Annotated in this window: 22 protein-coding genes; 17 read left to right on the forward strand and 5 right to left on the reverse strand. The window is 63.0% G+C overall.

What is annotated here, in order from left to right:
- Nucleotides 1–62: 62 nt before the first annotated feature.
- From LCM24_RS12130 to LCM24_RS12150, 5 genes are all read left to right on the forward strand, one after another.
- On the forward strand, nucleotides 63–818 hold the full coding sequence (locus LCM24_RS12130; RefSeq protein WP_224804665.1) for a 3-hydroxybutyrate dehydrogenase: 756 nt from the start codon (nucleotides 63–65) through the stop codon (nucleotides 816–818).
- Between the two features lie 88 nt (nucleotides 819–906).
- A complete protein-coding gene (gene guaB / locus LCM24_RS12135) occupies nucleotides 907–2,361 on the forward strand; it encodes an IMP dehydrogenase (RefSeq protein WP_224804967.1) in 1,455 nt (484 codons plus the stop codon).
- Nucleotides 2,362–2,364: 3 nt separating this feature from the next.
- Complete coding sequence (locus LCM24_RS12140) at nucleotides 2,365–2,628, forward strand: hypothetical protein (protein WP_090479538.1); 264 nt, start codon at nucleotides 2,365–2,367, stop codon at nucleotides 2,626–2,628.
- Nucleotides 2,625–3,803, forward strand: a complete 1,179-nt coding sequence (locus LCM24_RS12145) for an RsmB/NOP family class I SAM-dependent RNA methyltransferase (RefSeq protein WP_224804667.1) — start codon at nucleotides 2,625–2,627, stop codon at nucleotides 3,801–3,803. The genes LCM24_RS12140 and LCM24_RS12145 overlap by 4 nt, the downstream gene beginning before the upstream one ends.
- Before the next feature lie 60 nt (nucleotides 3,804–3,863).
- A complete protein-coding gene (locus LCM24_RS12150; RefSeq protein ID WP_143089599.1) occupies nucleotides 3,864–4,370 on the forward strand; it encodes a tetratricopeptide repeat protein in 507 nt (168 codons plus the stop codon).
- A gap of 4 nt (nucleotides 4,371–4,374) precedes the next feature.
- Here the strand turns inward: LCM24_RS12150 and LCM24_RS12155 are convergent, their stop codons facing one another.
- Both LCM24_RS12155 and LCM24_RS12160 read right to left on the reverse strand, forming a co-directional pair.
- The gene (locus tag LCM24_RS12155; protein WP_247713068.1) at nucleotides 4,375–4,812 is read right to left on the reverse strand and encodes an RNA pyrophosphohydrolase; all 438 of its coding nucleotides are present in this window, start codon (nucleotides 4,810–4,812) and stop codon (nucleotides 4,375–4,377) included.
- 32 nt (nucleotides 4,813–4,844) lie between these two features.
- Nucleotides 4,845–5,795, reverse strand: coding sequence for an alpha/beta hydrolase (locus tag LCM24_RS12160; RefSeq protein WP_224804669.1), 951 nt, complete (start codon nucleotides 5,793–5,795; stop codon nucleotides 4,845–4,847).
- A gap of 175 nt (nucleotides 5,796–5,970) precedes the next feature.
- Here LCM24_RS12160 and LCM24_RS12165 point away from each other — a divergent pair, with 175 nt between their 5' ends.
- Genes LCM24_RS12165 through LCM24_RS12190 form a run of 6 tightly spaced genes read left to right on the forward strand, consistent with a single transcriptional unit; the run spans nucleotide 5,971 to nucleotide 13,803 of the window.
- A complete protein-coding gene (locus tag LCM24_RS12165; protein WP_224804672.1) occupies nucleotides 5,971–7,917 on the forward strand; it encodes a 2-oxoacid:acceptor oxidoreductase subunit alpha in 1,947 nt (648 codons plus the stop codon).
- On the forward strand, nucleotides 7,914–8,948 hold the full coding sequence (locus LCM24_RS12170) for a 2-oxoacid:ferredoxin oxidoreductase subunit beta (RefSeq protein WP_224804674.1): 1,035 nt from the start codon (nucleotides 7,914–7,916) through the stop codon (nucleotides 8,946–8,948). The genes LCM24_RS12165 and LCM24_RS12170 overlap by 4 nt, the downstream gene beginning before the upstream one ends.
- A 21-nt stretch (nucleotides 8,949–8,969) precedes the next feature.
- The gene (locus tag LCM24_RS12175) at nucleotides 8,970–9,914 is read left to right on the forward strand and encodes a metal-dependent hydrolase (protein ID WP_224804676.1); all 945 of its coding nucleotides are present in this window, start codon (nucleotides 8,970–8,972) and stop codon (nucleotides 9,912–9,914) included.
- Nucleotides 9,915–9,920: 6 nt separating this feature from the next.
- Nucleotides 9,921–11,315 (forward strand): cryptochrome/photolyase family protein, encoded by a 1,395-nt coding sequence (locus tag LCM24_RS12180; protein ID WP_224804678.1) that lies wholly within the window; start codon nucleotides 9,921–9,923, stop codon nucleotides 11,313–11,315.
- Nucleotides 11,316–11,356: 41 nt separating this feature from the next.
- Nucleotides 11,357–12,604, forward strand: coding sequence for an SAM-dependent methyltransferase (locus tag LCM24_RS12185; RefSeq protein WP_224804680.1), 1,248 nt, complete (start codon nucleotides 11,357–11,359; stop codon nucleotides 12,602–12,604).
- Nucleotides 12,601–13,803: a serine hydrolase gene (locus tag LCM24_RS12190; protein ID WP_224804682.1), complete on the forward strand. Its 1,203-nt coding sequence runs from the start codon at nucleotides 12,601–12,603 to the stop codon at nucleotides 13,801–13,803. The genes LCM24_RS12185 and LCM24_RS12190 overlap by 4 nt, the downstream gene beginning before the upstream one ends.
- A 129-nt stretch (nucleotides 13,804–13,932) precedes the next feature.
- On the opposite strand, the gene LCM24_RS12195 is transcribed toward LCM24_RS12190, so the two are convergent.
- The 3 genes from LCM24_RS12195 to purF all read right to left on the reverse strand — a co-directional run bounded on the left by LCM24_RS12195 (nucleotide 13,933) and on the right by purF (nucleotide 16,599).
- Nucleotides 13,933–14,280 carry a PilZ domain-containing protein gene (locus tag LCM24_RS12195; RefSeq protein ID WP_090479507.1) on the reverse strand — a complete coding sequence of 116 codons (348 nt, stop codon included), beginning with the start codon at nucleotides 14,278–14,280 and terminating at the stop codon, nucleotides 13,933–13,935.
- 119 nt (nucleotides 14,281–14,399) lie between these two features.
- A complete protein-coding gene (locus LCM24_RS12200; protein WP_224804685.1) occupies nucleotides 14,400–15,110 on the reverse strand; it encodes an SDR family NAD(P)-dependent oxidoreductase in 711 nt (236 codons plus the stop codon).
- Between the two features lies 1 nt (nucleotide 15,111).
- Entirely contained in the window at nucleotides 15,112–16,599 is a 1,488-nt protein-coding gene (purF, locus tag LCM24_RS12205; protein ID WP_090479502.1) for an amidophosphoribosyltransferase, read from the reverse strand.
- A 167-nt stretch (nucleotides 16,600–16,766) separates the two neighbouring features.
- On the opposite strand from purF, the gene LCM24_RS12210 reads away from it, so the two are divergent.
- The 6 genes from LCM24_RS12210 to LCM24_RS12235 all read left to right on the forward strand — a co-directional run bounded on the left by LCM24_RS12210 (nucleotide 16,767) and on the right by LCM24_RS12235 (nucleotide 20,452).
- Complete coding sequence (locus LCM24_RS12210) at nucleotides 16,767–18,008, forward strand: lipoprotein-releasing ABC transporter permease subunit (RefSeq protein ID WP_224804687.1); 1,242 nt, start codon at nucleotides 16,767–16,769, stop codon at nucleotides 18,006–18,008.
- Nucleotides 18,001–18,675 carry an ABC transporter ATP-binding protein gene (locus tag LCM24_RS12215; protein ID WP_090479497.1) on the forward strand — a complete coding sequence of 225 codons (675 nt, stop codon included), beginning with the start codon at nucleotides 18,001–18,003 and terminating at the stop codon, nucleotides 18,673–18,675. The genes LCM24_RS12210 and LCM24_RS12215 overlap by 8 nt, the downstream gene beginning before the upstream one ends.
- Nucleotides 18,676–18,722: 47 nt before the next feature.
- Nucleotides 18,723–19,001, forward strand: coding sequence for a hypothetical protein (locus LCM24_RS12220; protein ID WP_224804689.1), 279 nt, complete (start codon nucleotides 18,723–18,725; stop codon nucleotides 18,999–19,001).
- An 80-nt stretch (nucleotides 19,002–19,081) separates the two neighbouring features.
- Nucleotides 19,082–19,615 carry a hypothetical protein gene (locus LCM24_RS12225; protein ID WP_224804691.1) on the forward strand — a complete coding sequence of 178 codons (534 nt, stop codon included), beginning with the start codon at nucleotides 19,082–19,084 and terminating at the stop codon, nucleotides 19,613–19,615.
- Nucleotides 19,612–20,091 carry a glutathione peroxidase gene (locus tag LCM24_RS12230; RefSeq protein ID WP_224804693.1) on the forward strand — a complete coding sequence of 160 codons (480 nt, stop codon included), beginning with the start codon at nucleotides 19,612–19,614 and terminating at the stop codon, nucleotides 20,089–20,091. Before LCM24_RS12225 ends, LCM24_RS12230 begins: the two co-directional genes overlap by 4 nt.
- A gap of 31 nt (nucleotides 20,092–20,122) precedes the next feature.
- Nucleotides 20,123–20,452 (forward strand): hypothetical protein, encoded by a 330-nt coding sequence (locus LCM24_RS12235; RefSeq protein ID WP_160594829.1) that lies wholly within the window; start codon nucleotides 20,123–20,125, stop codon nucleotides 20,450–20,452.
- Nucleotides 20,453–20,485 lie beyond the last annotated feature (33 nt).

The following is a 20,485-nucleotide window of genomic DNA, read 5'->3' on the forward strand; positions in this document are numbered from 1 at the left end:
ATTGACCGTTCAGCGCTGCTGCGCAATGGCTTGTATGTTACTCACAACACTTGAGGCCACAAATGTTTCTCGAAGGAAAGCGCGCACTTGTCACCGGATCGACTTCGGGCATCGGTCTGGCGACTGCCCGGGCCCTTGCGGCAGAAGGCGCCGAGGTCGTCCTCAACGGCTTCGGAGACGAGGGCGAGATCGCCAGGCTTTGCGAGGAACTGGGCGCGACCCACTCGGGTGCGGACCTGACCGATGTCGCCCAGATCGAGGCGATGATGGCCGACAGCGGCGGGATCGACATCCTCGTCAACAATGCCGGGATGCAGCATGTCGCCCCGGTCGAGGAATTCCCCATCGCCAAGTGGGACACGATCATCGCGCTGAACCTGACGGCCGCCTTCCACACGACGCGGCTCGTGGTGCCGCACATGAAGGAGAAGGGCTGGGGCCGTATCATCAACACCGCCAGCGCGCACTCCAAGGTCGCCTCTCCCTTCAAGAGCGCCTACAACGCCGCCAAGCACGGCCTCGACGGTTTCACCAAGACCATCGGGCTCGAACTGGCGCCACATGGCATCACCGCCAACTGCATCAGCCCGGGCTACGTCTGGACCCCGCTGGTCGAAAACCAGATTCCCGACACGATGAAAGCGCGCGGGATGACCCGCGACGAAGTCATCAACGACGTGCTGTTGGTGAAGCAGGCCACGAAGAAGTTCGTCCAGCCGGAAGAGATCGGTGCGCTCGCGGTATTCCTCTGCCGGGAGGAGGCGCAGAACGTCAACGGCGCGAACTGGAGCGTCGATGGCGGCTGGACCGCGGAGTAATCCTCCCCGAGCCACTAGCTAATCCCGCGAAGCGTCGTTACATGGGCCGCCACATTTACTCCGGCAGGCGATTCTCCCAGTGGCATCCATCGACATCCCCCTCGGCCTCACTTTCGACGACGTTCTCCTGCGTCCGGCAGAGAGCGATATCCTGCCCTCGATGGCCAAGACCATCACGCGGCTGACGCGCGACATCCAGCTCAACATCCCGGTCATCTCCAGCGCGATGGACACGGTGACGGAAGCCGACATGGCGATCGCCATGGCGCAGCTTGGCGGCATCGGCGTCCTGCACCGCAATTTCGAGGTGAAGGACCAGGCGGCCGCCGTGCGCGCGGTGAAGCGCTATGAAAGCGGCATGGTGGTCAACCCGATCACCATCAATCCCGAAGCGACGCTGGGCGATGCGCAGCAGATCATGACTGCCAACCGCATCAGCGGCATTCCCGTGACGGATCGCGGCGGCAAGCTGGTCGGCATCCTCACCAACCGCGACGTGCGCTTCGCCGAAAATCCCAACCAGCCGGTCAGCGAGCTGATGACCACCGAAAACCTCGCCACCGTGCCGCTGGGTACCGGGCAGGAAGAGGCACGCCGGATGCTGCACCAGCGCCGGATCGAGAAGCTGCTCGTGGTCGACGATGACGGTCGCTGCGTGGGTCTCATCACGGTGAAGGACATCGAGAAGGCGGTGGCCTATCCCGATGCGACCAAGGACCTCAGCGGGCGCCTGCGCGTCGCCGCTGCATCGACCGTCGGCGACAAGGGTTTCGAGCGCACCGAAGCGCTGATCGATGCCGAAGTCGACGTGGTGGTGATCGACACCGCCCACGGCCACAACAAGGAAGTTTCCAAGGCCGTCGAACGGGTCAAGAAGCTGTCCAACAGCGTGCAGGTGATCGCGGGCAATGTCGCGACCGCCGAAGCCACGCGCGCCCTGTGCGATGCGGGCGCAGACGCGGTGAAGGTCGGCATCGGTCCGGGCTCGATCTGCACCACGCGTGTGGTCGCGGGTGTCGGCGTGCCACAGCTGACGGCAATCATGGATTGCGCCGAAGCGGCAGAAAAGGCCGGTGTTCCGGTCATCGGCGATGGTGGTCTTCGCACCAGCGGCGATGCGGCCAAGGCGCTCGCAGCAGGTGCCTCCAGCGTCATGATCGGTTCGATGCTGGCAGGCACCGAAGAAGCGCCCGGTGAAACCTTCATCTACCAGGGCCGCAGCTACAAGAGCTATCGCGGCATGGGCAGCGTGGGTGCGATGGCGCGCGGCAGTGCCGACCGCTATTTCCAGGCCGATGTCAGCCAGCAGAAACTGGTGCCCGAAGGCATCGAAGGACAGGTGCCCTACAAGGGTGCCGCCGCTGCCGTGGTTCACCAGCTCGTCGGCGGGATCAAGGCCGCCATGGGCTACACCGGTAGCGCCACGATCGACGATCTGCGCAAGCGCGCGCAGTTCGTGCGCATCACCAACGCGGGCCTCACCGAAAGCCACGTGCACGACGTTTCCATTACCCGCGAAGCGCCGAATTACCCTTCGCGATAACCCATGGAACTTTTCGTCCCTTTCATGCTGTTCGTCCTCAAGATCGTGGACGAGCAGCCGGTGCACGTCGTTCTCGAACGCCAGGCTATCCTGTTCGAGAGCCAGGAAGAGTGCTTCGCCGCTGCAGACGCGATGCTCGACGAAATTGCGCGCGAGGCCCACATGGAGCGCGACGATTTGCGCCACTGGTGCCTCCCGATGCCCGACCCGAGCGAGTTCGAGCAATTGATCGAACGGCGCGATACCGCGAAACGCGAAGGAAAATGACCCCCGCCGCCAGAGTCCAGACCTCGATCGAATTGCTCGATGCGATTATCGCGTCGGCACGGTCGAAAGGCGCGCCAGCCGACCGCATTCTCGCAGAATGGTTTCGCAACAACCGGTTCGCCGGGTCCAAGGACCGCCGCGCCATTCGCGAGCTGGTTTATGCGGCCATTCGCGCATGCGGTCCGGTCCCGAAAACGGGCCGCGCCGCGATGCTGCGCCTCGCAGAGACGGACGAGCATATCCGCGCTCTGTTCGACGGATCGAACTATGGTCCGGCAGAATTGGCTGGCGATGAACCTGTCGCGGCAGGCGGAATTGCGCCCGACTGGCTGGAGCGAAAGCTCGCCGGATCGGATATCTCGGGAGCCGAAGCGGGGGCTTTGCTGGACCGAGCACCGCTGGACATTCGCGTCAACACGCTGAAAGCCGAGCGTGCCACCCTGGCGCTCCCGGTCGAAAGCACACCTACCGCTGCGCCGAATGGCCTTCGCCTTGAAGCTGGCACGCAAGTCGAGCAGTGGCCGGAGTGGCGCGAAGGCAAGGTCGAGATCCAGGACACCGGCTCCCAGATCGCCTGCCTTGCCGTCGGCGCGCAGCCGGGTGAGACCGTCATCGACCTGTGTGCGGGCGGGGGCGGCAAGACCTTGTCGCTTGCAGCAGCAATGGACAATCTCGGCCGCCTTGTCGCCAGCGATACCGATCGGAATCGCTTGTCTGCCCTGATGCCGCGGGCGGAGCGAGCCGGGGCAACCAATATCGAGACGGTGCTGCTCAATCCGGGCCAGGAGCTAGAGGCGCTGTCAGGTCTCGAAGGGCAGGCGGATGCAGTCCTGATCGACGCCCCGTGTTCGGGCGTCGGCACCTGGCGGCGCAATCCCGAAGCGCGCTGGAGGCTGGACGAGAAGGAATTGTCCCGCCTCACCGACCTGCAGGCCCGCCTGCTCGACATCGGCGCTCGCCTCGTGAAGCCCGGTGGGCGCCTGATCTACGTCACCTGCTCCTTGCTGGACGAGGAGGGCGCGGACCAGTTCGACGCCTTCATATCGCGCAGCGAAGGTTTCAGCGCCGCAGCGATGGATCTCCCCGCCGGACTTGCACGAGGGCAGGGCATCCGCCTCACCCCGCACCACGACGGGACGGACGGTTTTTTCATCGCCCGTGCAGAAAAGTCGTGATAGCCTTGTGACATGGCCGATCCGCGCCCAACTGCGACTACGCCCCTGACGGAGACGATAATGCGTTTTGCTCCCGCCGCTGCTGCCCTTTCGTTAGCCCTCGCGCTTACGGCGAGCGTCAGCTGGGGGAACGAGCGCGATCCGGCGCCGCGGGCAGGTGTCTTGATTGCGGAAGGCCAGTCTGCGCTGGATGCCGGCGATACGCAGGGCGCAATCGACGCGTTCGAGGCCGCACTGGCAGTCGATCCCGGGTACACCCCCATTTTCATCCACCTCGCCGAAGCGGCGCGGGCGGATAACCTCCAGGGCAAGGCGATCCGCTATTATCGCGAGGCGCTCGACCGCGATCCGCAAAACCTCGTCGCCATGGCTGGCGAAGGTGCCGCGCTGGCAGAAAAGGGTGCCTTGGAAAAGGCGCGCGAAAAGCTGGCGGCGGTCCAATCGCTATGCGGCGAAACCTGCCCCGAAACGCAGCAAATCGCGGCCGCCATCGCCGCAGGTCCGCGCACTCCTGTGATGACCGCCGAGGCGACCCTGCCGGAAACGCAGGGCGTGCAAGCCAACTAAGCGGTCAGACCAGTTCGCGGAACGCCTCGACGACGGCGCGATAGACGCGCTTCTTGAACGGCACAATCAGCTCGGGAAGCTGCTCGGGTTCGGCCCATTTCCAATCGCAGAATTCCGCAGGATCATGGGCGTTGAGGTCGATATCCTCGTCGCTGCCGGAGAAACGGGCGAGGAACCAGACCTGCTCCTGCCCGCGATACTTCCCGCCCCATAGTTTGCCGATCAGTTCTTCGGGCAGGTCGTAGCGCACGGGTTCCGCCATGCGGTCGATGATGGCGACGTGTTCGGGCCTCGCGCCGGTTTCTTCCGCCAGTTCGCGCAGGGCGGCCTGGTCGAGGTCTTCGCCTTCGTCGACACCGCCCTGGGGCATCTGCCACCAGTCGCCTTCCTTGTTGTCGATCCGGCGACCGACGAACACACGCCCGTCGCCATTGACTAGCATCACACCGACGCAAGGCCGGTAACCCAGTTCACTCACCTGTAACGCTCCACCATCAGCTTGATCGCATCGAGGAAGGCATCGAGATCCTTCTGTCCGCTCGGTATCGCTTTTCTCAGCGTGGTAAAGCCGTGAATGATCCCGGGAAATTCGAGATAGATGACTTCGGTGCCCTGCTGGATCAGGTGCGAGGCATATTCGCGGCCTGAATCGCGCAAGGGATCGAGGCCTGCCGTGCACACCACTGTGGGCGGGGTATTGCTGCAATCGCCGACCATCGGCGTATTGCGCGGGTCCTTGGGGTCGCCGCCATATTGCTCGGTAAACCAGGCCATCGCCGCACCGGTGAGGAGGAACCCTTCGGCGAAGTCCTTGAGGCTGCGATGCTGCGACACGTCGCTCGCCACCGGATATATCGGTGCCTGGACGATGACCGGCACGTCGGCAGGTTCGTTCACGAGCTGGTTGGTGGTGACGATGGTGAGGTTGCCGCCCGCACTGTCACCCGTGATGACGAGCCCGGTGATTTCGCGGCCTAGCGCTTCGGGAGAGGATGCCACCCAGCGCGCCGCGGCCTCGCAATCGTCGGGTGCGGCGGGGAAGGGGTGTTCGGGCGCGAGGCGGTATTCGACCGACACCACGGGCAGATCGAGCTGGTGGGCGATTTCGGTGCAGAGCGAATCGTAAACCTCGATATCGCCGATCACGAAGCCGCCGCCATGGATGAACACCACGCAGGGACCGGCATCGCGCGTTTCCTTGGCGTCGTAGAAGCGCAGCGGAATGTCGCCTGCGGGGCCGGGGCAGGTGAGGTCCTTCTTCACCGCCAGGTCGCGGGGCGGGGCTTCTGCCAGCTGGCCCATGGTCTTCATCTGCACACGGCCTTCGACCGCGCCGACTTCCTCGACGCCCTTGCCGCCGATCTGCTCCAGCATGTCCAGGAAGCCGCGCACATCGTCGCGCACAAAATGTTCGGTATCGGCCATGGCGTCTCTCTCCTCTTTCGTTGCGAAAAGAGACTTAGCGTGTCGGCTACGCTTTTCCACTGCGCTTTTTACCGCTAGCAGAGAAACTTCATTGCGAGAGGAGGGAGCGGGTCCTAGGTGGCGCTCCCATTGACAATGCGCCGTGAAATTCGGTGCGCGACAAGGAATTGACCGGATGGCAACAGCCGCCCCGAGCGACGCCGACCGGCCGCATAGCGGCCTTCCCGCAAGCCCCGAAGCCGTGGTTGTGCGCTTCGCCGGAGATTCCGGCGACGGCATGCAGCTGACCGGCGGGCAGTTCACGCTCTCCACCGCGCTGGCGGGTAACGACCTTGCGACATTCCCCGATTTCCCGGCGGAAATCCGCGCGCCGCAAGGCACGCTGTTCGGTGTTTCGGCCTTCCAGATCAATTTCGGCAGCCGCGAGATCAATACCGCAGGCGACGCGCCCGATGTGCTGGTGGCGATGAACCCTGCCGCGCTGAAGGTGAACCTTGCCGCCCTGAAGCCCGGCGGCCTGATCATCGCCGACACCGGCGCCTTTACCAAGCGCAACCTCGACAAGGCGCATTACGACGCCAACCCGCTCGAGGACGGCAGCCTTGCCAAGTTCGACGTGCTGGCTTTCGACATTTCCGAGAAGACGATCGAGGCGGTGAAGCCCTTCGGTCTCGGCAACAAGGATGCGCTGCGGTCCAAGAACATGTGGACGCTGGGCCTTGCCCTGTGGATGTTTGATCGCCCGCGCGAGCCGATCCATGACTGGCTGAAAGCGAAGTTCAAGTCGAATCCCGATATTGCCGATGCCAACATCGCCGCGCTCGATGCAGGTCATGCTTATGGCGAGACGGCGGAACTCGCCGGTCCGCTCAAGCAGGTCCATATCGACCCGACGCCCAGCGCGCCGGGCCTCTATCGCACCGTTACCGGCGCGGAAGCCGTCAGCCTTGGCCTCGTCGCGGGTGCGCAGCTGGCCGAACTGCCGATGTTCTTCGGCGGTTATCCCATCACGCCCGCTTCGGCGATCCTCCATCACCTCGCGCGGCTGAAGGAATTCGGCGTCACGACCTTCCAGGCGGAAGACGAGATCGCCGCGATCTGCGCTGCCATCGGCGCGAGCTATGCCGGCCAGCTGGGCGTGACCTCGTCCTCCGGCCCCGGCATTGCGCTCAAGACCGAAGCCATTGGGCTCGGCATCATGACCGAACTGCCGCTGGTGATCGTGAACTCGCAGCGCGGTGGCCCCTCGACCGGCCTGCCGACCAAGACCGAACAGAGCGACCTTTACCAGGCCGTTTATGGTCGCAACGGCGACGCGCCCATGCCGGTGATCGCGGCCCGCAGCCCCTCCGACGCCTTCGAAGTCGCTATCGAGGCCTGCCGCATCGCAACCCAGTACATGACGCCCGTCATGCTGTTGACCGACGGCTACATCGCCAATGCGGCTGAGCCGTGGAAAGTGCCGAACCCGGCCGATTTCGAGCCGTTCCCCGCCCAGTTCCTGACCGAACCGCGCGGCGAGGAATTGCTGCCCTACAAGCGCGACGAGAAGGGCGCGCGTCCGTGGATCAAGCCCGGCACGCCCGGCATGATGCATCGCATCGGCGGCATCGAGAAGCACGAGCTTACCGGCAACATCGATTATTCGCCCGACAACCACCAGCGCATGACCGACCTGCGCAAGGCCAAGGTCGACAATATCGCCGTGCCCGACCAGGACGTCTGCCTCGGCGAAACGTCCGGCAAGCTGGCCGTGGTGGGCTGGGGTTCGACCTATGGTCCGATCCATCGCGCGGTCGACAATTGCCGCGCAAACGGCATGGACGTGAGCCACATCCATGTTCGCCACATCTGGCCGATGCCGAAAAATCTGGGCGACCTGCTGCGCGGGTTCGACCATGTGCTGGTGCCGGAAATGAACACCGGCCAGTTCAAGACGGTACTGCGCGACCAGTTCCTTGTCGATGCCCAGCCGCTCACCAAGACCAGCGGCCAGCCCTTCCAGATCGCCGAACTGGAACGCGAGATCGGCAAGTTCTTCGACGGCGTCCCCGGCAACGAAGGCGGGCAGGTCCCCGCCAACGACCAGCAGCTTCCGAGCACGGATGGAGGTGCGAAATGAACGCTCCCGTTAAAATCGAAACGACGCTCAAGGATTGGGAAACCGACCAGGAAGTTCGCTGGTGTCCGGGGTGCGGCGACTATGCCATCCTCAAGGCCGTGCAGCGCACGCTGCCGCAGCTTGGGGCAGACCCGGCGAACACGGTTTTCATCTCGGGCATCGGTTGTTCGAGCCGTTTCCCCTATTACATCGAAAGCTACGGCTTCCACACTATCCACGGCCGCGCGCCTGCTTTCGCGACCGGTGCTAAGCTCGCCAATCCGGACCTCGACGTCTGGCTCGTGACGGGTGACGGCGATGGCCTGTCCATCGGCGGCAACCATTTGATGCATGTCCTGCGCCGCAACGTGAACATGCAGATCATGCTGTTCAACAACGAGATTTACGGCCTCACCAAGGGCCAGGCCTCGCCGACCAGCCGCGAAGGCACCAAGTCGCCTTCCACGCCTATCGGCAGCTACGACCATCCGGCACGCCCGGCGGCATTCGCCCTTGGGAGCGGCGCGCGCTTCATCGGGCGCGGGTTCGACGTGTCGAAGAACTTGCCCGACGTGCTCAAGGCAGCCCATGCCCACAAGGGCGCGGCCTTCATCGAGATTTTCCAGAACTGCATCGTCTACAACAAGGACGTCTTCAACGATTTCGCAGCGCCCAAGGGCGCGGAAGATCGCCAGCTGTGGCTGGAAGAAGGCAAGCCGATGCTGTTCGCTGGTGACACCAAGGGCATTGCGCTCAATCGCGAGACGCTGAGCCTGGAAGTCGTCGATGTGACGGATGGCGATTGGGAAGCGGCGGGCGTGATCGTCCACGACGTCACCAACCGCTCGGTCGCGCATATGCTGATCGAAATGCCCTTCGGCCCGTTTCCGATGGCGCTCGGCGTCCTGTACGACGATCCGCGCCCGACGTTCGAGGACGCGGTAATCGAAGAGCGCAAGAAGGCGAGCGAGGGCAAGGAAGCCAATCTCGCCAAGCTGCTCGGCAAGGGTCAGACTTGGACCGTCAGCGGAACGGCGCAGGACCCGGTCTAGAGGCCGGGATAGCCCTGCCACATGGATAATCTGACGCACAGCCTCGTTGGCGCGCTGATCGGACAGGCGGGACTCAAGAAGAAAACCGGGCTCGCCATGCCCGCGCTGATTATCGGTGCGAACCTGCCCGATGTGGATGCAGCATGTTTCTTCTGGCTTGAAGGTGTGGAGCATCTCGGCTTCCGCCGCGGGATTACGCACGGGCCGCCTGCGCTGGTGCTGCTGCCGTTGCTCCTCGCGGGGCTGCTCTACGGCTTCGATCGCTGGCAGGCGAGCCGCGGGAAAAGGCCCGAGGGCCGCTTGCCGGTCAGCTTCAAATGGCTGTTCCTGTTGAGCTTTATCGGTTGCCTGACTCACCCGGCGCTCGACTGGCTGAACGTCTACGGCATCCGCCTGCTCGAGCCGTTCAGCAGTCAGTGGTTCTACGGCGACACGCTGTTCATCATCGACATCTGGTTGTGGCTCGGGATGGGCTTCGCGACATGGTTTTCCCTGCGGCGCGAGAAGCGGGGCGGGGAATGGAAGCAGCCTGCGCGCATCGCGCTTTCTCTCGCGGGCATTTACATCGCTCTGCAAGGCTTCATCACGGGCAGTGCGGAGCGCGGCGTCACCGGTAGTCCGACCGGCACCGAGATCGTGATCGCCAGCCCGCCGCCGCTGTGGTCGTGGGAACGCGACATAATTACCGGCGGGAACGGCCTCTACACGCTTGGCGAGGATACCACCTTTCCCGGCGTGCCGCTCGACCGCTGCGATCTCGAGCGTGCTCGGTCTGCGGATAGCCAGATCGATGCCTTCCTGTTCTGGGCCAGAACGCCCTATATCGTGCCTGAAGAAGACGGCACGTTTTGGCTGAGGGATGCGCGCTTTTCCGATCCCCGCGCCACGGGGCGTTTCGAGGTGAGGCTGCCGTCCGACATTTGCGAAGGCGTGAAAACGGAACCGTCGGGAGGGAACGGCGGTTAGATCCGCATGAGCTCTCCCCAAATCGTCTGGCTGCGGCGCGACTTGCGCATGGCCGACCAGCCCGCCCTCCATGCCGCCGCCCAGGCCGGTCCCGTCATACCCGTATTCGTCCTCGATCAGGACCGGGCAGGCGATCATGCCTATGGCGGCGCCTCGCTGGTGTGGCTGCATTATTCGCTGGAAAGCCTCGGCAAAAGCTTCGGCAGCCGCCGCTCGAAAATCGTCCTGCGCAAAGGCGATGCGCCGCAGATCCTGGCCTCGATCGCCGATGAGGTTGGGGCAAGCTGCATCCACGCCATGCGCCACTACGAGCCGTGGTGGAAAGAGGCAGAGGACGAGCTTCGCGATGCGCTGGGCGAAGATCGCAAGCTGTGCCTCTACGACGGAAATTACCTGCTGCCGCCCGGCTCGGTGACGACAGGCTCGGGTGATCCGTACAAGATCTACACGCCTTTCTCGAAGGCCATGCTGGAAGTGATGCCCCCGCGCGACGTGCTGGGTGAGCCGGAGACTATCTCGTCGCCCGAAAGCTGGCCGGAAAGCGATGAACTTTCCGATTGGGACCTGCTCCCCACAAAGCCCGACTGGTCAGGGGGCATCCTCGATTTCTGGGAATTCGGCGAAGCCGCCGCACACGAACGGCTCGACTGGTGGACAGACGAGGTCGCGGACTATGACGAGGGCCGCAACTTGCCATCGAAGGACATCACCTCGCGGCTCTCACCGCACCTTCACTGGGGCGAAATCAGCCCGGCGCAGGTCTGGCACAAGCTCAAGGACAAGCGCAGCGAGGGTTGGAAAACCTACGCGAAAGAGATCATCTGGCGCGACTACGCGCAGAACGTGATCAACCAGTTCCCCGACTATCCGCGCGAGAGCTATCGCGATTACGACGAGCGGACCTTGTGGCGTAATCCGAATGCCGGGCACCTCATCGAAGAGGACCTCAAGTGCTGGCAGCGCGGGATGACCGGCTACCCCATCGTTGATGCGGGGATGCGCCAGCTGTGGCAGACGGGCTGGATGCACAACCGCGTGCGGATGATCTGCGCCAGCTTTCTCGTCAAACACCTGCTGATCGACTGGCGCTTCGGCGAGCAGTGGTACTGGGACTGCCTGGTGGATGCGGATTACGGCAACAATGGCGTCAACTGGCAATGGATCAGCGGCACCGGCGTCGACAGCAATATGTTCAGCCGTATCATGGCCCCGCTTACGCAGAGCGAGAAGTTCGATGCCGCGGACTATATCCGCGAATACGTCCCGGAACTGGAAGGCCTTTCCGACAGCATTATTCACGATCCGCCGGACGAGAAGCGCGGCGATTATCCGGTAAAGATGATCGGGCATAAGGAAGCGCGTGAACGGGCCCTGGAAGCGTATAGGGCAAGCAAGTCGTAGCGGACTTGTCGCCCGCTTCGCCGCACGGCATAGCGGCGCCCATGGACATGCCAACCAGCCAGCGCGGACGCGACCTGCTCGACGGGGCGAAACCTTTCGCCCGCAAGCCGGGATTTCTGGCACGGCTAGTCGCTCCCGGCTTCGGCAAGATCCTCGATCGTATCGACGAGGCGATCGTCTCCGGTGCGATCCGCGCAACTTTGCCAGATGGTACGAAGCGTGTCCTTGGCGGCCGCAATCCCGGCTTCGAGTGCGACGTCGAGTTGCGCAGCTGGAATGCGCTGGTGCGACTTGCGAGCAATGGCTCGGTAGGTTGGTACCAGGCGTGGGAAGCGGGAGAGTGGTGGAGCCCCGATCCCGTGCCGCTGTTTGCCTTGTTCATGCTGCATGCGTCCCGCCTCGGCGACACGGCGCGGGCCAAGGGGCCTTTCCGCCACGGATTGAAACTGGCCCATCTGATCAATCGCAACACGCATGAAGGCGCGCAGAAGAACATCAGCGCGCATTACGATCTCGGAAACGATTTCTACGCCGCCTGGCTCGATCCGACGATGAGCTACTCCTCAGGCTTGGAAGTCGCTGAAAACGACCTCGAAGCCGGTCAGAGACGCAAGTGGGATGCCTTGGCGTCAAGGCTCGGCGATCACGAGCGCCTGCTCGAGATCGGGTGTGGATGGGGAGCGCTGGCGGATTTCTTTGCATCACGAGGCAGTGACGTCACGGCGATCAGCCTGTCCGACGAACAGCTGCAATGGGCGAGGCAGCGCCACAATCCGGCGGTCGACTTCCGCAAGCAGGACTATCGCGACACCGCAGGCAGCTACGATGCCATCGTCAGCGTGGAGATGGTCGAAGCGCTTGGCCGGGAATACTGGCCCACCTTCATGGACTGCATCGCGCGCAATCTGAAACCGGGTGGACGCGCCGCAATCCAGTACATCTCGATGCGCGACGAGCTGTTCGACGAGTATGCGAAGAGCGCCGATTTCATCCAGGCCTATATCTTCCCCGGCGGCTTGCTGATCAGGACGAGCGAGTTCCGCAAGCTCGCGGAAGAGCGCGGCCTTGCGTGGCGCGACCAGGCCGATTTCGGGCTCGACTACGCGGAGACCCTGCGCATCTGGCGCGAGGCATTCGACCGCGCCGAATGCGATGGCGAATTGCCGCAAGGTTTCGATGCGCGGTTCTGCAATCTGTGGCGCTACTACCTGATGTATTGCGAAGGCGGCTTCCGCGGGGGCGGCATAGATGTGCACCAGGTAACACTGGTAAATGAGGGAGAGAGATGATGCGTGCGATACTTGCTTCGATGACCGCCCTGGCCGTGGCCGGTTGCTCTGCAGCCTATTCGGGTCCGGTCGAGACGGCCGCCGCTACACCCCCCGCCGTCACGCAAAGCATGCCCACACAAATGGCCAGCATGGATCCGGGCGATTCGATCCTCTTCTGGAGCGACGAGCGCCGATCCGCTGCTTTCCGTGACATGGAATCCCTGTTCCCGGGCCTGGAAGTCGCGCCGGCCAATACGGTTCGCACTTTTCCACGCGGTGAAAGCCTTGATGCCGAAACCGTCGCCGCGATACGCAGCTTCATGGCCGACACGCAGGCCGGCGGGGTAATGGTGCTCGAAGACGGGAAGGTCCGGTTCGAGGAATATGGCCTGGGCCTCGGCGCGAAGGACCGCTGGACGAGCTTCTCCGTCGCAAAGAGCTTTACCTCATCGTTGCTCGGTTCGGCGATCGAGGATGGCTACATCGAAAGCCTCGAAACGCCAGTGACGTCGATAATTCCTGCGCTCGCGGGCACCGCTTATGATGGCGTCACGGTTGGCCAGATCGCCACGATGACGTCGGGTGTGGCGTGGAACGAGGATTACACCGATCCCAACAGCGATGTTGCGAAAATGCTGGCCATCGCGCCGGTTGCAGGGGAATCGCAGGCGGTGACCTATGCCCGCACGCTGACGCGCGAGGCGCCGGCGGGTGAGAAATGGGTCTACAAGACGCTGGAGACCAATTTGCTCGGCCTCATCGTCGAGGAAGCTACCGACAAGTCGCTTGCTGCCTATGCGGCGGAGAAGATCGTGGAACCCGCAGGCTTCGAAGGCGGGCTGTTCTGGATGCAGGACCTGACCGGCGGCAATATTGGCGGCTGCTGCCTTTCGCTGCGTTTGTCGGACTATGCCCGTTTCGGCCAGTTCGTGCTCGAAGGCGGGGAGGGTGTAGTGCCCGAAGGCTGGTTTGCCGATTCAGGCGCGGCGCAGGTTTCCTTCGCTCCCAATGCGCCGGGCTTCGGATACGGTTACCAGTGGTGGGCTTACCCGCAGGGTGCCTACGGTGCGCAGGGTATCTTCGGCCAGGCGATTACCATCGTGCCGGAAAGCGATCTTGTTGTGGCAGTGGTCAGCAATTGGCCGACGGCAACGAGCAACGCCTATCGGGGCAAGTTCCGCGATCTCGTCTATGGCATTGCAGCCGAAGCGGATTGAACCTCGAAACGAGTGGTGGCGGAGGCCGGTAGGGCGCACCGCCACCGACGACGAGATACCGGACGAAGGTTCAGGCCAGCGCCCAGCGGTCGCCGCCATTGCGTCGGCACTGTCGCCTGTCTCGCGAAGTCAGTAGGGGCGGTAGGCACCTTCGCCGCTGTAACGGGCGAGGATATTGTCGTGGACGATCGGCGAAAGTAGTTCGCTGAATGCGCAACCGACCATGCAGTTTTCCCACCACACGACCTGCGCCTGCAGCGATTCCAGGCCGGGCAGGGTGAGCCAGCACATCTGGCCTTCGTGCATCCGGTTGATGGCCGCTGCCGAGAAGCCGGAGATCGACAGATCGTGGACCACCGTCTGGAACGCGCGGCCACCGCTGGCGCGAAGCTGGCCGGGGATGGTGAGCTTGGTACGCGGTGCGCACCGGTCTTCCTGCGCTGCTACCGAGTAGCGATCCTGGGTCTGGTAGGTCATATCCGGCACCTTGCTGAGACTGAGTTATTCCGAAACTGCACGTCCGGGTAAAAACGCGCGTGTTGTTTAGCGGAATCTCTCTCAGGAGGATTACGGAAGAGTCGCGGTTTAGGGTTAACCTAGCTTTCGATCCGCTCTCGGTGACGGGTCTCGAAATCGTTAACCAGCAGCTCCACGAGGCGCGAGCCAACCGCTTGAGGCGGCTTGACCGTCTGCGGGTCTTCCCCGGGATAGGCCTTTGCCCGCATGGTGGTGCGCGTTGCGCCCGGATCGATGATCGCCACGCGCACGCCGGAGATTTTCTCGACTTCCTGTGCATAGGATTCGAGCAGATTGTCGAATGCGGCCTTCGTACTGCCATAGGCCGACCAGTAGGCTCGGGGCGTTTCGCCGACACTGCTGGTCAATCCGATCACGCGCCCTGCATCCGCACGCTTCAACAGCGGGTCGAAATTCGCCAGCAGCGCCTGCGTCGCCAGCACGTTGACCGTGACCGCCTGGCTCAATTGCTTGCCGTCGATCTGCGTAACCGGTGTCAAGGCCGGAAGGTAAGCTGCGGAAATAACAAGGATATCGAGCTTGTCCCAGCGGCCCGAAATAGCCGTCGCCAAGCGAGCGATGCCGTCGCTTTCGGCCAGGTCGACAGGGGCGATGGTCGATGCCCCGCCAACGGCATGGATCTGGTCCTCGACCTGCTCGAGCGCCCGGACATCCCTGCCGGTAAGGACCACGTGCGCGCCCGCTTCGGCAAGGGCGATGGCCGTTGCGGCGCCGATACCCTTGCTCGCACCCGTGACCAGGGCGAGTTTTCCATCGAGCGGTTTCGTCATGTCAGGCGACCTTGTTTACCGGAAATGCGAGCTGCTTCTGCTTGTCGTCGCGCCGGTTGAGATCGGTCAGCGAGGTGGGATAGTCCCCGGTGAAGCAGGCGTCGCAGAATTGCGGACATTCCTTCACGCGCGGCTTTTCGCCGACGGCGCGATAAAGGCCATCGATCGAAACGAACGCAAGGCTGTCCGCCTTGATGAATTCGCGCATGGGTTCGACATCCATGCGTGCCGCCAGCAGTTTGGAACGCTCGGGCGTATCGACGCCGTAATAGCAGCTGTGTGCGGTCGGCGGGCTGGCGACGCGGAAATGCACTTCCTTGGCGCCCGCATCGCGCATCATCTCCACGATCTGCATCGAGGTGGTGCCGCGCACGATGGAATCATCGATGAGGACGATCCGCTTGCCTTCCACCAGCTTGCGGTTGGCGTTGTGCTTGCGCTTCACACCGGCATGACGCGCGCCGTCGGACGGCTGGATAAATGTCCGGCCGACATAGTGCGAGCGGATGATGCCGAGTTCGAAGGGAATGCCCGCTTCCTGCGCATATCCGATAGCGGCCGGTACGCCGCTGTCCGGAACGGGGACGACGAGATCGGCCTCGACCGGCTTTTCCTTGGCGAGTTCCGCGCCGATGGCCTTGCGCGCTTCGTAAACGCTGCGGCCTGCGAAAAAGCTGTCGGGACGGCTGAAGTAGACGTGTTCGAAAATGCAGGGGCGCGGCTTGTGCGTGCCGAAGGGGTGGAGCGAATCCACATTGCCGTCGTAATCGACCCTGATCAGTTCGCCCGGCTCGACTTCGCGCACCATTTCCGCGCCGACGACGTCGAAGGCGACGCTTTCGCTGGCAAAGGCGATGGCATCGCCGATCCGGCCCATGACGAGCGGACGGATCCCGAGCGGGTCGCGGCAGGCGATCATGCCTTCCGGCGTCATGACGATCAGCGCATAGGCTCCTTCGAGCAGGCGTAGCGCATCGACAAGGCGATCGACGATGGTGGGATAACGGCTCGTCGCGACGAGGTGGATGATGACTTCGGTGTCGGAGGTCGACTGGAAGATCGCCCCGCGCTGCACCAGTTCTTCGCGCAGTTTGCCCGCGTTCGAGATATTGCCGTTGTGCGCGACCGCGAAGCCGCCGCTCGCAAGGTCGGCATAGAGAGGTTGCACGTTGCGCAGACCCGCGCCGCCCGTGGTCGAATAACGCACGTGCCCGGCTGCCATATGGCCCGGCAGTTCGGCGATCGCCTCTGCCGAAGAGAAGTTCTCGGCAACATGGCCGAGGCCGCGACGAGCGCGGAATTCGGCGCCGTCCCAAGCCACGATACCGGCCGCTTCCTGGCCACGATGCTGCAGGGCATGAAGTCCAAGCGCGGTGGCCGCCGATGCGTCTGCCGCGTTGATAACGCCGAATACGCCGCACTCTTCGCGCAGTTTGTCGCCATCCTCGTCGAGGAAAGGGTGGGTGAGGTTCCCAAGGGGCGTTTTCACAGGGTGCTGTCCGCGCTGCCAACCGATGGCGGTCCAATGGCGATGTTACGGCCCGATTACAAGGGTATTGGTCAGGAGAATGGTGGACCAAACGGCGCAATTCATTGCGCGGCCAGATTTGTCTGCCTAAACGCTGTGGCCACGGACAACGACAGACAAGAGCCGCCTTGATCCTTTCTCCATTCGAACGTGCCATCGCCAAGCGCTACCTGCTCCCGGGCAGGAGCGAGGCATTCATTGCGCTTGTCGCAGGCATTTCCATCACCGTGGTCATGCTCTCGGTGGCCATGCTGGTCATTGTGATGAGCGTCATGAACGGCTTCCGCGCCGAACTGCTCGACAAGATCGTGGGCCTGAACGGCCATGCCATCGTGCAGGCTTATGGCGGCAAGCTGGATGACTGGGAAAACGTGCTTCAGGATGTGCGCGAGACTCCGGGTGTGGTCGAGGCTTCTCCGCTGATCGAACAGCCCCTGCTGGTAACGTTCAATGGCCGCGCCAAGGCCATCCTGCTGCGCGGCAATACGCTGGAGGACCTGCGAGAACTGGGCCAGAAGACGCTCAGCGGCAATATGGACGCCTTGCAGCCCGGCGCAGGCAAGGTCGCGATCGGCGTGAGGCTTGCAGAAGATATCGGCGCACGTGTTGGCGATACGATCACGGTCATCAATCCGCAGGGCCGCTCTACCCCTTTCGGCACGGTCCCGCGCCAGGTCGGCTACGAGGTGGCAGCGATCTTCGAGATTGGCGTCTACGATTACGACGGCGCTTTCGTGGTCATGCCGATGCAGGACGCGCAGACCTTGCTGCTTATCGGTGACACGGTCGGTATGATCGAGGTGAAGGTAACCGATCCGGACGAGGTCGAAACCATCCTCGAACCGGTGCAGATGCAACTGGCGGGCAGGGCAGTCGTCCAGGATTGGAAGACGATCAACTCGACCCTTTTCGAAGCGCTTCAGGTCGAGCGTGCCGCGATGGCTTTCGCATTGAGTTTCATGGTCTTGGTTGCCGCTTTCAATATTCTTTCGAGCCTGGTCATGCTGGTCCGTGCCAAGACGCGGGACATCGCGATCATGCGTACGATGGGTGCGACGCGCCGCAGCCTGACCAAGATCTTCGTGACGACCGGCTTCACTGTTGGCGCGCTCGGCACCCTTGCGGGTCTGCTGCTCGGGGCGCTGGTGCTCGCATTCAGGGAGCAGATCGTGAAGGGCATCAGCTGGCTGACCGGCGCGGACCTGTGGGACCCGCAGGTTCGCTTCCTCAGCACGATCCCTGCCAAGGTGGATCCGGTCGAGATTGCCATGATCGTCGGGCTTGCGCTGGTGATGAGCTTCCTCGCCACCCTTTATCCCGCGCTCAAGGCGGCGAGCACGGATCCGGTACAGGTACTTCGCTATGAGTAATCCGGTAGTCGAACTCAAAGGCCTGACCCGCAGTTTCGAGCAGGGCGGCGAACGGATCGACGTGCTTCGCGGGGTCGATCTGAAGATCATGCCCGGCGAGATCGTGGCACTGCTCGGACCCTCGGGGTCGGGCAAGTCTACGCTCCTGCAAGCGGTCGGCCTGCTGGAAGGCGGCTTCGGAGGCGAGATCGTGATTGCCGGGAATTCGGCAGAGAAATCCGACGCAAACGCGCGCACCAGCTTGCGCCGCGATCACCTCGGCTTCGTCTACCAGTTCCACCACCTCCTCCCGGACTTCGATGCGCGCGAGAATGTGGTTCTCCCGCAGCTCGTAGCAGGACGGCCGCGGGGCGAAGCGGAAGAGCGTGCGGAGCAATTGCTTACCGCGCTGGGCCTCGGCCACCGCCTTACCCACCGGCCGAGCCAGCTTTCCGGCGGCGAACAGCAGCGCGTTGCGGTCGCACGTGGTCTCGCCAACCGCCCGGCACTGGTCCTGGCCGACGAGCCTACCGGCAATCTCGACGAGGCGACTTCGGACAAGGTGCTCGAGCAGTTCCTGCAGCTTGTCCGCGGGGAAGGTAGCGCGGCGCTGGTCGCGACGCACAACGAACGCCTCGCCCAGCGGATGGACCGCGTCGTCCGCTTGCACGAGGGCGTGCTGGGTTAGCGGACCCGAAGGTCTTCTCGCTCGTTGATCGGGAAAGGAGACAATCGATGACCGACCACCCAAGCACCTTCAAGGGGCAAGACACGCACACGTCCGGCATCCAGTGGGATGACAGGGCTTCGCTTCATCGCACGGGCGATGGCGACGGTGTCCTCGATGCTGCAAAAGGCTTGCGCTCCGGCACATTCGCCGACCTCGTGAAGCATTTGATGCTGCTGCCCGCAGAAGAGCGGGCAGGCTACTACATCGAGAAGGCCGGCGACCGTGAGTACCATGCAGAAGAGATAGCCGAGCTCTCCAAGCGTCCGGATTTTCCACGTTCGTAGGGGGTACTTGCCAGTCGGTCGAAAGCTTGTGACCTGGCGGAGCGCTTCAGGCTACGGCAGGATCAGGGAGGACCTTCCGCATGATCACGACGAGTATCGCGCTGCTAATCCTGCAAGCTGCCAGCACCGACGCGCCTCAACCAGCAAAGCCACCTCCGCCACCGCCTCGCTGCGAGGGGGAAAATTACGAGGCCTTCGATTTCTGGGTCGGCGAATGGCAGGTTACCCCTGCTGGAGGAGGCGATCCGATTGCCGACAGCCGGATAGAGAAAGTCAGCGCGAACTGCGCAATTCGCGAAACCTGGATGCCCTATCGCGGCGGTCACGGGACGAGCCTGTCGGCCTATGATCCGCAGACGAACAACTGGCACCAGCTATGGGTCGGTGCGCGCCCGGGGCGCGTTTTCTTCGACGGTGGGCCGCACGAAGGCAAGATGATCCTCACCGGCTATTGGGGCAAGGATGCGCAGGGCAATTCGCAGCTTGTGCGGATGACCTACAGCGTGCAAGGCGACGGTTCGGTCCGCCAGTATGGACAGGCCAGTGTCGATCACGGCCAGACCTGGACCGACAGTTTTGACCTCATCTATCGCCGCAAGGACGCAGCCGAATGACAACCATCGCCGATTTCACCGTAGCCAACAACAAGGGCGAGGAAGTCGACCTGTCGGAAAAGCTCGGCAAGGTCCTGCTGGTGGTGAATACGGCCAGCAAATGCGGTTTCACGCCGCAGTATGAAGGGCTGGAAAAGCTGTTCCAGAAATACTCGGACAAGGGGTTCGAGGTTATGGCCTTTCCCTGCAACCAGTTCGGCAACCAGGAACCCGGCGACGCGGAAGAAATCGAGCAGTTCTGCAAGGTGAATTTCGGCCTGACATTCCCGCTGATGGCCAAGGTCGACGTCAACGGCGATGATGCCAGCCCGCTGTTCGACTGGATGAAGAATGAAAAGCCCGGCCTCATGGGCTCCCGGTCCATCAAGTGGAACTTCACCAAGTTCCTGATCGATCGCGATGGCAAGGTCGTGAAGCGCTACGGCCCGAACGATGCGCCCAAGTCCATCGCAAGGGATATCGAAAAGCTGCTGTAACCGCGCGGGCGTAGCGAGCGAAAGATAGGCCATGCTAGCCGATATCAATCAGTGGTTTCTCTCGCTTGGCGCCGAGTACGGCGTCAATCCGTACATTTTCGGCGCCATTTATGTGGGCGCGATTCCCTTTTTCCTCGCCTCGATGGCGTGGCTCGTGAAGCGGGCGAGGGCGAAGAAATCGACGGTCCTCCCGACATTGTGCGCAGGGTTCTGCTTCGTGTCTGCCTATCTCTATCTCGCCATCGCGGGCCGCAATATCCCGGTCTGGGTGTGGGTATTCCTGGGCGTGCTGGTCGCCTATGGGGCGTGGTCGACGATCCGGGACGCACGGCGCAAGATCGCGGCGGTGAGGGACGACTGATTTTCTCCACCGTCTGTGGAGAATAAGACTTCC

Origin of the sequence: Qipengyuania aquimaris (assembly GCF_020171965.1) — a bacterium.
In the GTDB taxonomy this organism is placed as follows: Bacteria; Pseudomonadota; Alphaproteobacteria; order Sphingomonadales; family Sphingomonadaceae; genus Qipengyuania; species Qipengyuania aquimaris_A.